This is a genomic window from Stenotrophomonas sp. NRRL B-14846 (genome assembly GCF_050473585.1).
Taxonomy (GTDB): domain Bacteria; phylum Pseudomonadota; class Gammaproteobacteria; order Xanthomonadales; family Xanthomonadaceae; genus Stenotrophomonas.
In genome coordinates, this window is the sequence record NZ_JBFLUN010000033.1 from 1 (window position 1) to 13,013 (window position 13,013).

Annotated in this window: 9 protein-coding genes and 2 pseudogenes; all 11 read right to left on the reverse strand. The window is 66.7% G+C overall.

The window, feature by feature from the left end; translation table 11 throughout:
- Positions 1-252: 252 nt before the first annotated feature.
- Positions 253-2,673, reverse strand: a complete 2,421-nt coding sequence (locus AB1281_RS24845; RefSeq protein WP_430345056.1) for a TonB-dependent receptor domain-containing protein — start codon at positions 2,671-2,673, stop codon at positions 253-255.
- A 145-nt stretch (positions 2,674-2,818) separates the two neighbouring features.
- The gene (locus AB1281_RS24850; RefSeq protein ID WP_430345057.1) at positions 2,819-3,220 is read right to left on the reverse strand and encodes a hypothetical protein; all 402 of its coding nucleotides are present in this window, start codon (positions 3,218-3,220) and stop codon (positions 2,819-2,821) included.
- 164 nt (positions 3,221-3,384) lie between these two features.
- On the reverse strand, positions 3,385-4,062 hold the full coding sequence (locus tag AB1281_RS24855; RefSeq protein WP_430345058.1) for a Fe2+-dependent dioxygenase: 678 nt from the start codon (positions 4,060-4,062) through the stop codon (positions 3,385-3,387).
- Between the two features lie 50 nt (positions 4,063-4,112).
- A pseudogene (locus tag AB1281_RS24860) lies at positions 4,113-6,438 on the reverse strand (catecholate siderophore receptor Fiu).
- A gap of 661 nt (positions 6,439-7,099) precedes the next feature.
- Positions 7,100-7,432: a non-heme iron oxygenase ferredoxin subunit gene (locus AB1281_RS24865; RefSeq protein ID WP_061479221.1), complete on the reverse strand. Its 333-nt coding sequence runs from the start codon at positions 7,430-7,432 to the stop codon at positions 7,100-7,102.
- Complete coding sequence (locus AB1281_RS24870) at positions 7,429-7,968, reverse strand: GNAT family N-acetyltransferase (protein ID WP_430345060.1); 540 nt, start codon at positions 7,966-7,968, stop codon at positions 7,429-7,431. Before AB1281_RS24870 ends, AB1281_RS24865 begins: the two co-directional genes overlap by 4 nt.
- Positions 7,969-8,112: 144 nt before the next feature.
- Positions 8,113-8,400, reverse strand: a complete 288-nt coding sequence (locus AB1281_RS24875) for a cytochrome b-c1 complex subunit 6 family protein (protein ID WP_430345061.1) — start codon at positions 8,398-8,400, stop codon at positions 8,113-8,115.
- Positions 8,401-8,729: 329 nt separating this feature from the next.
- Positions 8,730-9,987: pseudogene (locus AB1281_RS24880) on the reverse strand (cysteine desulfurase).
- Positions 9,984-11,246, reverse strand: a complete 1,263-nt coding sequence (gene sufD, locus AB1281_RS24885) for a Fe-S cluster assembly protein SufD (protein WP_430345062.1) — start codon at positions 11,244-11,246, stop codon at positions 9,984-9,986. Before sufD ends, AB1281_RS24880 begins: the two are co-directional and overlap by 4 nt.
- Positions 11,246-12,010 carry a Fe-S cluster assembly ATPase SufC gene (gene sufC, locus AB1281_RS24890; protein WP_032957818.1) on the reverse strand — a complete coding sequence of 255 codons (765 nt, stop codon included), beginning with the start codon at positions 12,008-12,010 and terminating at the stop codon, positions 11,246-11,248. The genes sufD and sufC overlap by 1 nt, the downstream gene beginning before the upstream one ends.
- A 74-nt stretch (positions 12,011-12,084) precedes the next feature.
- Positions 12,085-13,013 (reverse strand): Fe-S cluster assembly protein SufB (gene sufB / locus AB1281_RS24895; protein ID WP_430347301.1); only part of this gene is annotated, 929 nt, incomplete at its 5' end.

Sequence of the window (13,013 nt, forward strand, 5' to 3'; positions counted from 1 at the left end):
ATGAGAATAGCTCGCAATTGCGTATCGTTCTGTATCCCAGACGGGGTATTGGCGGTTGCCGGCCAGCGGCCGGCACTACCGCTCGGATGGGGTATTGGCGGTTGCCGGCCAGCGGCCGGCACTACCGTTACCGCCGGTCGGTAGATCCACGCCATGCGTGGATGAAGCGGTGCCGACCAAGGTTGGCACCCACCAGGGCAGGGCGGTGCCAACCTAGGTTGGCACCTACCGAAGCAGGGCGGTGCGCGGCGATCAGAACTTCGCGTTGAGCGAAATCCAGTAGCTGCGGCGCTGGTCCTTGGTCGCATAGTCGTCCACGCAGTTGAACTCGCTCTGGCTGATCAGCAGGCACGACTGCGAGACGAAGTCCTTGTCGAACAGGTTGTTGACCCGCGCGTTCACCGTCAGCCATGGCGTGGCCTTCCAGCTGCCGCCGAGATGGAAGATGGTGTAGTCCTCGTAATAGCGGGTGTGGCTGGCGCCGTTGGCGTCCAGCAGCGTGTCGCGATAGCGGTCGTAGCGGCCTTCGCCGATCAGCGACAGGCTGATCGCTTCGTTGACCTGCCAGTTGAGGCTGGCGTTGGCCATGTGCCTGGCCGGCATGGTGCCGCTGATCGGCAGGCCCTTCTGCGCGCCGCTGGTCTGCTCGCTCTTGGTCCAGGTGTAGTTGCCGCGCAGCTGCAGGCTGTCGAGCAGGTCGACATGCGCGGCCAGTTCGGCACCGCGGGTCTCGGCCTTGTCGATGTTCACGCTCTGGGTGAAGGTGCTGTAGCCCAGTGCCGCCCAGCCCGGGCCGATGTCCACGCAGTAGCCGCTGCCGGCGCGGGCCACTTCGCAGTTCGGGAAGGTGCCGCCGCTGGCGATCTTGTCCTCGAACTTGTTGAAGAAACCGGTGACGTTGAAGCCCCAGCGCTGGCCCTCGTAGTAGGCGGCCAGCTCGTAGTTGGTGCTGGTTTCCGGCTTCAGGTTGGGCGAGCCCACCAGCGGCAGCACGCCCTGGCCACCGAAGCCGGTGATGCCCGGGAACAGCTGGTCCGGACGCGGGGTCTTGTAGCCGGTGCTGACACCACCCTTGAAGGTCCATGCGTCGCTGGCGTTCCACACCAGGTAGCCGCGCGGGCTGACATGGCTGCCGAACACGTTGTGGTCGTCGTAGCGCAGGCCGAATGTGGCGGTGAGGGTGTCGGTCAGCGCCCAGTTGTCCTCGGCGAACAGCGCCCACATGCGGTGCTTCTGCTTGACGTTGCTGCGGTAGCCGGCGCCGTCCATGCCGAACACGCCGTCGACCATGTCGGTGTTGTTGTACTGGCCACCCACGGTCAGCTTGTGTGCGTCGAAGTCCAGGTCGAGCATGGTGTCGAGCACGTAGCCTTCCAGCTCCATGGTGCGCAGCGGACGCGGCAGGAATGCCTGCAGGCGAGCCATCTCGCTCGGGTTGAGGGCGGTCAGTGCATTGCCTCGGCCGGCCGCGCAGTTGTTGGCGGCACCGGTGCGGCGGCAGACGTCATTCCACAGCGTCTGCAGGTTGGCGCGCTCGTCCAGGGTCAGCGGCAGCGAGCGGCCGAGGTTGCTGCTCTTGCCGTGGGTCAGCGAGGTCTGCCAGGTGCCGAAGCTGTAGCGGCCCTGATGGGTCAGCGACAGCTGGTCGCGCTCGTAGCGCTGGTAGGCGGTGTAACCCACGCGCGGCTGCACCACGCGGCGGGTGAGCGTGCCGCTGCCGTTCGGGTTGGGAATGACGGCGTTGCCGACGCGCCACAGGCTGGCCAGGCTGTCGAGGGTGCCGGTCTGGCCTTCGCTGTTGTCGAACTTCTGCCGCGACACGTCGTAGTCCAGCCACAGTTCGTGGTCGTCGTTGATGCGGAAGTCCAGGCGTACGCCGCTGTTCCAGTTGGTGTTGGCGACCGACTTGCCACCGCCGCCGAAGCCGATGCTGCGCTCCCACAGGGTGCCATCCGGCAGCGGCAGCGCATCCCATTCGGGATTGGAGGCCTTGGCGTCGTAGTAGCTGCCGCGTACCGCCAGGCTGAGGCGATCCTTCAGCAACGGACCGCTGAGGTACAGGTCGGTGGTGCGTGCATCGCCGAACTGGTCATCCTGCTGCACGGTGAAGCCCTGGGTCAGCGCGCCGTGCCAGCTGTCCTGGTTGCGGCGGGTGATGATGTTGATGACGCCGCCCATCGCGTCCGAGCCGTACAGCGTGGACATCGGCCCGCGCACCACTTCGATGCGCTCGATCGCATCCAGCGGCGGCAGGTAGGCGAACTGGCCGCCGCCGAAGTTGTTCGGATAGATCTGGCCGACATTGCTCTGGCGGCGGCCGTCGATCAGCACCAGGGTGTACTCGGACGGCAGGCCGCGCATCGAGACGGTGGCGCGGCCGTTCTTGTCGGTCGCTTCCAGGCCGACATCGATGCCTTCGACGTCGCGCAGCGCGTCGACCAGGCTGGTGTACGGGCGCTTGCTCAGTTCCTCGCGGCTGACCACGCTGATGCTGGCCGGAGCATCGATCACTTTCTGTTCGAAGCCGGAGGCGGTGACCACCACCTTGTCCAGCGTCTGCGGCGCGCCTGCGGCGTCACCGTGGGCGAGGGCGGGGCTGGCGAAGGCTGCCAGCACGGCGCTGGTCAGCAGGGAGCGGGACAGGGACGAACGGACACGATGGCGCTGGGCCATGGCAGTTACCTCGAAGGATGCAGGGTGGTGCGACGCCGTGCGCGAAGGGCGCGGCAGGCACGGAAGGCCCGGTCAGGGGCGGCAGGGATGAAGCAGGCAGCGGCGTGCGGGCGCGACCGCGCAGGCGGTCACGTCGGGCCGTGGATCAGGCGGGCGGCGGCGCCTGGCCGCGTTGCTGGCGACGCCCGGGCGCATCGGCCCAGGGCGTGTCCGGAGCGGCCAGCGGCCAGTCCGGGCGCACGCCGGGCATGGCCGGCGTGGCGGGTACGAGTTCGAGTTCAGTGCGCAGCCATTGGCTGGCCAGCAGCAGTGGCGGACGTGCCTTCTCGGCCGACTTCACCGGAGCGGACGCGCAGCGGCGCAGCTTGGCTGGCGCCTCTTCCTGCAGCGGCGCTTCGCCACCGCGCTCTTCCAGCGGCATCTGCACGGCCATTCCGGCGTGGGCCTGTGGCAGCAGCGGCAGGGTGCCCAGCAGCAAGGCCAGCATCGCCACCCACGCCAGCAGGCTGGCCAGCGCGGGACGCTGGCCGCGCATGGCGGTGCCCATCTTGCGATGGATGAGTGGACGAGGGCGAAGCGGGCGCAGCAAGCGGGGGTCCCCAAGGGTCTGCCGGCAGCGGCCGGCATCAACGGGGCGAGATTGTAATGAGAGCTGTTAGCCGTTGCAAATGAGAATGATTGCCAAAATGTCGCAGGCCGCCCCGACGGGGCTCAGACTTCGCTCCAGCGCCGCAGCAGGTTGTGGTACACGCCGGTCAGCTGCAGCACCGCCTCGGCGTCGCCGCCGGTCTGCCGCAGGCGCTCGATCGAGCCATCCATTTCCCACAGCAGGCGCCGCTGCACGTCGTCGCGGATCATGCTCTGCACCCAGAAGAACGAAGCCACGCGCGCGCCGCGGGTGACCGGCCGCACCTGGTGCAGGCTGCTGGACGGATACACGATCAGGTCGCCGGCCGGCAGCTTTACCTCGTGCTCGCCGTAGGTATCGCTGATGACCAGCTCGCCGCCTTCGTACTCGTCCGGTTCGGACAGGAACAGTGTGCAGGAGATGTCCGAACGCAGCTGCTCGCCATTGGCCAGGTTCATCACCGCGCCATCGACATGGAAGCCATAAGTGCCGCCACCGCTGTAGCGGTTGAAGCGCGGTGGCAGGATCTTCAGGGGCAGTGCGGCAGCAAAGAACATAGGGCTGCGGCTCAGCGCGGCCAGTACGTCCCTGCCCAGCTTCGCCTTCAGGGGAGATGCATCGGGTAGCTGCAGATTGTGCTTGACCATCGCGCCCTGTGAACCGACGGTCTCGCGACCGTCGGTCCAGTCTGCAGCGTCGAGTTGCCTACGCGCCTGCGCCACGTCCTGGGGTGAAAGCACGTCGGGAATGTGCAGCAGCATGGCGGTTCCTTTGGGGGACGCGGGGGGAGTGGGCTCCCCCGCGCGCTGCATCAGAAGCGGATGTCCGCGCTGAGCAGGAAGGTGCGCGGGGCACCTGGGGTGTAACGGTAGCCGCTCTTGTTGATGCTGGCCACGTACTGCTTGTCGAACAGGTTGTAGCCGTTCAAGCGCAGCGAGATGGTTTCATTGATTGCCCAGGACACGACCGCGTCATACACCACATAGGACTTGGTGAACGACGGGGTGCCGACCGCGCCGTCGGTGCCGCGGTGCATGCCGGCGGCATAGCGCACGCCGCCGCCCACGGTGATGCCGTAGGGCAGGGTGTAGCTGGTCCAGCCGGTGAACGTGTCGTCCGGGGTATAGGTCAGGTTGGTGGTGCCATCGGCGGCCACCTTTGCACCTTCTTTTACTTCGGTATCCAGGTGGCTGTAGCCGGCGCTGACCGACCAGTTGTCGGTCAGCCGGCCGACTGCGGAGAGCTCCACGCCCTTGACCCGCTTGCTGCCGGTCTGGGTTGGGTTGCCGGCATCGTCGAGCACGGTGGTGTTGATCTCGTTGTCCACATCGGTCTGGAACAACGCAATGTTCACTGCCAGGGCGTCATCCAGGAATGCCCACTTGCTGCCCACTTCGAAGGTTTTGGCCTTCTGCGGATCCAGCTTGGGGTTGTCGGCACTGCTGACCGAGCTGCTCAGCTGGAAGTTGGCGCCACCCGGGGGTTGTTGCGAGATGGCGTAGTTGGCGTAGACGCTGACGGTATCGCCGACCTTGTAGAGGGCACCCAGCTTCCAGTTCAGCAGCGTATCGGACGCGTCCAGCGTCGGGTTGCGCAGCACCGTGCCGGTAGGATTGCTGCCACACGCCGGTCCGCCGCGGCCACCACACACCGACGCGCTGGCGTACTCGGTCTTGTAGTGGTCCGCACGCACGCCCGCGGTCAACAGGAAGCTTTCGCCGAAGGACAGCGTATCGAACAGGTAGACCGAGGAGGTGGTGGTCTTGCCGTGTGCATCGGCGCCGTTGTGCGCCCAGTTCAGGCCACTGACGTTCCAGTCCGGGTTGTACAGGTTCGCAGCGGGCCAGCTGGTACCGGCGACGGCGGCCTGGCCGTAGCTGTCCAATTCTTCGCGGGTGAATTCCAGGCCGGTGCTCAGCGCATGGCCGACGCTGCCGGTGCGGAAGTCAGCACGCAGGTTCAATTGGTCGGTGAGGATGGTGTTGCGCTGGTCCTTGAAGGTCGGCAGGCTGCGCGCGATGGCGTAGCTGGAAAGGTCAGCCGGGTTGGCATAGGTGATGTTGCCGGTCGGGCGGCCCCCCGCGCCGCGCACGCCCGTACCCATGAAGGCGGTGAGCAGATAGTCCTGCTCGGTGCGGCCCCAGCGCGCGGTGTTGGTCAGGCGCACGCTGTCGTTGAAGTCGTGCTCGAAGCGGAACGTGGCCATCTTCGCGGTCACGTCATCGTGGTCAGCGCGGGTGCCGTAGAAATTTTCCGGATCGACCGGATGCCCGGCCAGCGCTTCCAGCGTCGGCTGCGGCGTCCAGCCCGGCAGGCCCAGGGTGGGCACGCCACCATCGGGCACGTTGTCCTGCTTCACGTACAGCAGGTTGAGGTAGTAGCGGGTGGCGGTACCCAGACCGAACGCCAGCGACGGTGCGATGCCCCAGCGCTTGTTCTGCACGTGGTCGCGGCCGGGCTGATCGCTGTCCTGCCACATGCCGTTGATGCGCAGCGCGCTGGTGGCGCCCAGCGACTGGTTCCAGTCGGCAGTGGCGCGGCGCTGCTGGTCGCTGCCCAGCGAAATGCTGGCAGACGTCGCGTCCTGCAGGTTGGCCTGCTTGCTGACAAGGTTGATCGCGCCGGTCGGCGCCGAGCGGCCATTGTCGGTGCCGGCCGGCCCCTTCGTCACTTCCACCTGTTCGATGTTGAACACATCGCGCGAGATTGAGCCCAGATCGCGCACAGCCGTCCACATACAGGCTGTTGGAGGTGTCGAAGCCGCGCATGAACAGCGCGTCGCCGGTGGTGGTGTTGCCGTTCTCGCCGGCATAGAAGGTGCCCACGCCCGGGCTGTTGCGCAGCGCTTCGGTCAGCGTGGTGGCGCCCTGCTGGTTGAACAGGTCGCTGGTAATCACCTGGATGGTCTGCGGCGTGTCCTGCAGGCGCTGGGTGAACTTCGGCGAGGTCACCTTGTCGGCCTTGTAGCCACGGATGGCGTGCACGTCGATCTTGTCCAGGGTGCGCGCATTGTCGGCGGCTTCGGCGTGGGCCAGCGTGGGCAGGGTGGCCAGGCCGAGGCCGGCGGCAAGACTGGCGGTGGCCAGCGGCAGGGTACGAAGCGGCGAAGCGTGCTTGCGGCTCTTGATCGGGTTCATGGGCGTCTGCAGAGAAGGAACAGGAAGTAGCCGCCGGCGCAGGCAGTGCGGCAACAGGACGGGAAAGAGGAATGCAGTTCAATGGCTGCGCAGCGCGCAGAAAAGCGTCAGACCAGCTGCGCAGGCGGTGCGTGCGAGGGAGGCTGGCGACGATCAGTCGCGGGCACCGGCGGATCAGGCATCGCCGGCGTAGGAGCGTATGCGGGGTCATGCTCCGGGCGCTGCAGGCACAGCTGCCGCAGTGCCGGCGGTTTGTCACCCCGGCTCCCTTCTGGCTCGGATTCCGCGCGCTGTATCGCGTGGTCGTAAGGCAACGCGTAGGGGGGCGAAGACGGCGCTGCATCCCGGGCGTAGGCGGCGGGCGCATCACCTGTCGACGTGCTCCGGCCTTCCTGCAATGCCGACCATCCCAGCAGCAGCGTCAGCAGCGCAGCCACGAGCAGCGGCCACCCTTGGCGGGCGAGCTGGCACAGCGTGGCGGTGGGCGCGGGCGAAGCCATGGCGCAGGCGGATTCGTGACGAAGATGTTACTCAGCATAACACCAACGATAATGATTCGCATCTGCGCGGCGGGCGCTCGATGTCGGAGGGCCCTGGGTGCGCCTGGAAGGTGCTTCTGGGCCGATCGGTCGACCCACCCCAAGGCTGGTCGCCCTGGATCTCAATCCCGGTCGTCGCGGGTCCAGACGGCGTCGTGCTCGCGCTTCACCGGGAACTTGGGCACCGGGGTATAGGCCGGTGCGCACAGGGCGCGGCCATCGCGCACGTCGAAGCGCGCGCCGTGCAGCACGCACTCCACGCTGCCTTCGGCGGTGTTGAACTCGCCCGAGGACAGCTCGAACTCCTCATGCGTGCACTGGTCTTCCAGCGCATACAGCTCGCCGTCGAGGTTGAACACCACGATCGGCGTGCCGGTCACTTCGTCGAACACGCTCTTCATTTCACCCGGCAGCAGCTCATTGCCGGCACAGACAAAGGTCCAGGTATCGCTCACGCGGCGGCTCCGGCCAGCGATTTCTCCAGGATCTCGAAGCGCAGGTCGTCGCGCTTGGGGATGCCGAAGCGTTCGTCGCCATACGGGAACGGCTTCTTGATGCCGGTGCGCTGGTAGCCACGGCGCTCGTAGAAGGCGATCAGTTCGTCGCGCACGTCGATCACCGTCATCTGCATCACCGGCACCTTCCATTCGCGTGCGGCGTGCGCTTCGGCGGCGTCCATCATCTGCTTGCCGACGCCGCCGCCCTGCTGGGCCGGGTCGACCGAGAACATGCCGAAGTAGCCCTTGCCCTCGACATCGGCAACGTGGGCGCAGGCCACCAGCTGGCCCTCGCGCTCGGCCAGCAGGATGGTGGAGCGGGGGCGGTCGAGGTCGGCCTGGATGCCTTCGGCGTCGATGCGGGCGCCATCCAGCAGGTCGGCTTCGGTGGTCCAGCCGACGCGGCTGGCGTCGCCACGGTAGGCCGAGGTGACGAGGGCGATCAGGGCGGGGATGTCGGCCGGCGTGGCGGCGCGGAAGGTCAGGGTGGTCATGGCCCCATTCTAGGTGGGGCGGGGGCGGGCGCAAATGGGGCAGCAGCTCGGGGGCGCAGGAAGGAGCCCGATAGGTTAGCTGCACTACCAATGAGAAACGCCGCAGTTGACCGCGGCGTTCTCGCTGTAGAAGGTGCAGGGTCCCTACTTCACTTTCTTGAACAGCTCTTTCGAGATCTCGCTGTCAATGTAGTGCACGTAATCAAATAGTTCTTCTTCGCAGCTGTCAGGTGAATTCTTCGCTGCCTGAACTTTCGCTTCGCACTCATCAAGTGCCTTCTTCAATTCCTTTCCCTTCGGTGTATCTGCGGCTTTCGCGCGGAGATCGGCCTGCTCATCAGGCTCGCCATCCTGGGCAAATGAACTTGCGGGCAGCATGAGCGCCAGCAGCACGAATACCGCGGACAGGCTGGCAGAGCGGATCATCTTCATGTTCGCTTTGTCTCCAATCGAGTGGGAATGGCCAGAACGGTCTTGCGTACGACGCAGCAACTGCGAAAGCGGGGCAAGGCTTGTTGGCAGAGATGGAAGTGAGACAAAGATTGCAGGACAGCAGATGGAGCTGTTGCGGATGAGGGTCTCTTCAAGGCTCGCCCAAGGGCGAATCGTGCGCTCTGCTTGCAGCGCATACCTGTGATTGAAGTCTCGAAGTGGGGCGCCGTGCGAGGAGGGGCGTGTCGGGGCTGGTAGATGGGTCGCTAGACACGGAAACGCCGCGGTCTCCCGCGGCGCTCCTGGTTCTCTGTGCTGGCCTGGGAATCTCACCCCAGCAGCTTGCGTACCTTGGTCAGCGCGGTCATGAACCGCTCGATCTCGGCGTGCGTGTTGTAGAACGCCAGCGAGGCACGGCAGGTGGCCGCGACGCCGAAGTACTGCAGCAGTGGGTGCGCGCAGTGCTGGCCCGAACGCACGGCCACGCCTTCCAGGTCGAGCAGGGTCGCCAGGTCATGGGCATGCGCGCCATCGATCAGGAACGAGACCACGGCGGCCTTCTCCGGTGCTTCGCCGATGATGCGCAGGCCGTCGACGCGGCGCAGCTCTTCGGTGAAGTGCGCCAGCAGTTCGGCTTCGCGCGCTTCCACGTTCTCCTGGCCAAGCTGCTGCAGATAGTCGGCAGCCACGCCCAGACCGATGAAACCGGCGATGTTCGGGGTGCCGGCTTCGAACTTGTGCGGGGCATCGTTGAACACGGTGCCGTCGAAGCTGACTTCCTTGATCATTTCGCCGCCGCCGAGGAACGGCGGCATCGCGTCCAGGTGCTCGCGACGGGCCCACAGTGCGCCGGTACCGGTCGGGCCGCACATCTTGTGGCCGGTGATGGCGTAGAAGTCGCAGCCGATCGCGGCGACGTCGACCTTGCGGTGGGGGGACGGCCTGGGAGCCATCGACCACGGTGATGATGCCGCGCTTGCGCGCCTCGCGGCAGATCTCGCGCACCGGATTGACCGTGCCCAGCACGTTGGAGACATGGGTGACCGCCAGCAGCTTGACCTCGGGGGTCATCGCCGCGCGCAGCGCATCCAGGTCCAGCGCACCATCGGGGGTGATCTCGGCCACGCGGATGGTGGCGCCGGTACGCTGCGCGACCAGCTGCCACGGCACGATGTTGGCGTGGTGCTCCATGCGCGTGATCAGGATCACGTCACCGGCCTTCAGCCGCGGCAGCGCCCACGAGTAGGCCACCAGATTGATGGCGAAGGTGGTGCCGCTGCACAGCACCAGGTCGCTGGGGCGCACGTTGAGGAAGCGCGCCAGCTTGTTGCGCGCACCTTCGTAGGCATCGGTGGCTTCGCTGCCCAGTGCATGCACCGCGCGGCTGACGTTGGCGTTGTAGCGGCGGTAGAACTCGTCCACCGCGCCGATCACCTGCACCGGCTTCTGGCCGGTGTTGGCGTTGTCGAAATAGACCAGCGGCTTGCCATGCACTTCACGCATCAGCAGCGGGAAGTCGAGGCGGACGCGGTCCCAGTCGGGGGCGCCGGTGCGTTCTTCGATCGGGCGCGGCGTGGACAGGTTCATGCCACACCCGCCTCGGCCAGCGCCTTGTCCAGGCGGCGTGCCAGCTGCGCACGCAGCGCGTCCGGCAGGATCTTCAGCGGCTCGTGGCAGAACGCGGCGCTCAGCAGTGCCTGCGCCTGGGCCTGCGGCAGGCCGCGCGAGCGCAGGTAGAACAGCGCGTTGGCATCGAGCTGGCCGACGGTCGCACCGTGCGCGGCCTTCACTTCATCGGCGTCGATCACCAGCGTCGGCTGGGTGTCGATCTCGGCATCGGCCGACAGCAGCAGGTTCTTGTTGGACAGGTTCGCGTCGGTGCCGTCGGCGCCTTCGCGGATCTGGATGCCACCATGGAACACCACGCGGCTGCGGTTGGCGGCGACGCCGCGCCACAGCAGTTCGCAACTCGTATCGCGTGCGATATGGTCGATGCCCAGGCGGGTTTCGACGTGGCGGCGGCCATTGCCGAGCAGCACGCCGTTGGCGGTCAGCTGGGCGTTGTCGCCTTCCAGGCGCACGTTCAGTTCATGGCGGCTGAGCGCGGCACCCAGTTCCAGGTCGACGCGGTGGTACTGCGCGTCGCGGGCCAGCACCGCGTCGGTGCGCAGGAAGCTGGTCTGGCGCGCGCTGCCGGCCTGCACGCGGGCGTGCTTGAGCACGGCATCACGAGCGACGTGGGCATGCAGCACGGTGTTGTCCAGGTGGGCGGAGTCACCCACGCTGAAGCGGTGCTCGACCACGCCGAGGCTGGCGCCGGCACGCAGTTCGATCAGGTGGCGGTGGTGCCAGGCCAGGTCGGTCTCGCCAGCCACACTGGCGAACACCAGCTGCAGTGGTGCTTCGACCTGCACGCCTTCGTCCACGCGCAGCACCACGCCTTCGTCGGCCAGTGCGGCGTTGAGGCGGGCGAAGACCTCTTCACTGCGCTCGTAGCGGCGGCCGAGGAAACGCACGGCGTCTTCACCGACGGCCAGTGCGGCCGACAACGGCTGCAGCTGCACGCCGGCCGGCAGCGCCTGCACGTCGCTCAGCGCGGCATCCAGGCGGCCGTTGACGAACACCAGGCGCGGGGCCGGGATGTCTTCCAGCAGCGCGGCGTCCAGCGCCGGGCCCTGCAACGGTGCCGCGGCGAACGAACGGCGTTCCAGCTGGCGCAGCGAGGTGTACTTCCAGGCTTCGTTGCGGGCGGCCGGCAGGCCGTCGCGCAGGGCCGCATCCAGCACTTCGCGGCGCGCATCGCTGCCGCAGAAGGCCTGGGCCATCGAATCAAGCAGGGCGCTCATCAGACCGCCGCCTCGGGCACGACCCGGTCCTTCAGGAAATCGTAGCCGTGTGCTTCCAGCTCCAGCGCCAGTTCCGGGCCGCCGCTCTTGACGATGCGGCCATCGGCCAGCACGTGCACCACGTCCGGCTTGATGTAGTCCAGCAGGCGCTGGTAGTGGGTGATGACCAGGAACGAGCGGTCGGCGCCGCGCAGTGCGTTGACGCCGTCGGCCACGCTCTTCAGCGCGTCGATGTCCAGGCCCGAGTCGGTCTCGTCCAGGATCGCCAGCTTCGGTTCCAGCACGGCCAGCTGGAAGATCTCGTTGCGCTTCTTCTCGCCACCGGAGAAGCCTTCGTTGACGCCACGGTGCAGCAGTTCGTCCTTCAGGTGCAGCACGGCCAGCTTCTGGCGCACCAGCTTGAGGAACTGCATGGAATCGAGTTCTTCCTCACCGCGCGCCTTGCGCTGGGCGTTCAGCGCGGCACGCAGGAAGTAGGTGTTGTTCACGCCCGGGATCTCCACCGGGTACTGGAACGCCAGGAACAGGCCGGCGGCGGCACGCGCTTCCGGGTCCTGCTCCAGCAGGTCGACGCCGTCGAACTGCACGCTGCCTTCGGTCACTTCGTAGCCGTCGCGGCCGGCCAGGACATTGCCCAGGGTGGACTTGCCGGCGCCGTTCGGGCCCATGATGGCGTGCACCTGGCCGGGCTTCACATCCAGCGACAGGCCCTTGAGGATTTCCTTGTCGCCGATGCGGGCGTGGAGGTTTTCGATCTTCAGCATGGTGGGGGTTTCCGTGGGGCGGACCAGGGCCCGCCGGTAAAGAGAATGCGTTTGCGAGGGGCAGGGGCGGGCGGTCAGCCCACCGAACCTTCCAGCGAGACTTCCAGCAGCTTCTTGGCCTCCACCGCGAACTCCATCGGCAGTTCGCGGAACACCTGCTTGCAGAAGCCATCGACGATCAGCGACACCGCGTCTTCCTGGCTGATGCCACGGGCGCGGCAGTAGAACAGCTGGTCATCGGAGATCTTGGAGGTGGTCGCCTCGTGCTCGACGGTGGCGCCCGGGTTCTTCACCTCGATGTAGGGGAAGGTGTGCGCGCCGCACTGCTTGCCGATCAGCAGCGAATCGCACTGGGTGTAGTTGCGCGCGCCGTCGGCGTTGCGGTCGACCTTGACCAGGCCGCGGTAGGTGTTCTGGCCGCGACCGGCGCTGATGCCCTTGCTGACGATCTTGCTCTTGGTGCGCTTGCCGACGTGGATCATCTTGGTGCCGGTGTCGGCCTGCTGGCGGTGATGGGTCAGCGCGACGGAGTGGAATTCACCCACCGAGTCGTCGCCCAGCAGCACGCAGGAGGGGTACTTCCAGGTGATCGCCGAGCCGGTCTCGACCTGGGTCCAGGTGACCTTGCTGCGCGCGCCACGGCATTCGGCACGCTTGGTGACGAAGTTGTAGATGCCGCCGACGCCGTTCTCGTCGCCCGGATACCAGTTCTGCACCGTGGAGTACTTGATCTCCGCATCTTCCAGCGCGACCAGCTCGACCACCGCGGCGTGCAGCTGGTTCTCATCGCGCATCGGCGCGGTGCAGCCTTCCAGGTAGGAGACGTAGGCCTTGTCCTCGCACACGATCAGGGTGCGCTCGAACTGGCCGGTGTGGCCGGCGTTGATGCGGAAATAGGTGCTCAGTTCCATCGGGCAGCGCACGCCCCTGGGAATGAACACGAAGCTGCCATCGGAGAACACCGCCGAGTTGAGCGCGGCGAAGTAGTTGTCGCCCACCGGCA

Bases quoted from the DNA above. Each gene is read 5' to 3' on its own strand.
- AB1281_RS24845 (WP_430345056.1), bottom strand. From the start codon at position 2,673: ATGGCCCAGCGCCATCGTGTCCGTTCGTCCCTGTCCCGCTCCCTGCTG.
- AB1281_RS24850 (WP_430345057.1), bottom strand. From the start codon at position 3,220: ATGGGCACCGCCATGCGCGGCCAGCGTCCCGCGCTGGCCAGCCTGCTG.
- AB1281_RS24855 (WP_430345058.1), bottom strand. From the start codon at position 4,062: ATGCTGCTGCACATTCCCGACGTGCTTTCACCCCAGGACGTGGCGCAG.
- AB1281_RS24870 (WP_430345060.1), bottom strand. From the start codon at position 7,968: ATGACCACCCTGACCTTCCGCGCCGCCACGCCGGCCGACATCCCCGCC.
- AB1281_RS24875 (WP_430345061.1), bottom strand. From the start codon at position 8,400: ATGAAGATGATCCGCTCTGCCAGCCTGTCCGCGGTATTCGTGCTGCTG.
- sufD (WP_430345062.1), bottom strand. From the start codon at position 11,246: ATGAGCGCCCTGCTTGATTCGATGGCCCAGGCCTTCTGCGGCAGCGAT.
- sufC (WP_032957818.1), bottom strand. From the start codon at position 12,010: ATGCTGAAGATCGAAAACCTCCACGCCCGCATCGGCGACAAGGAAATC.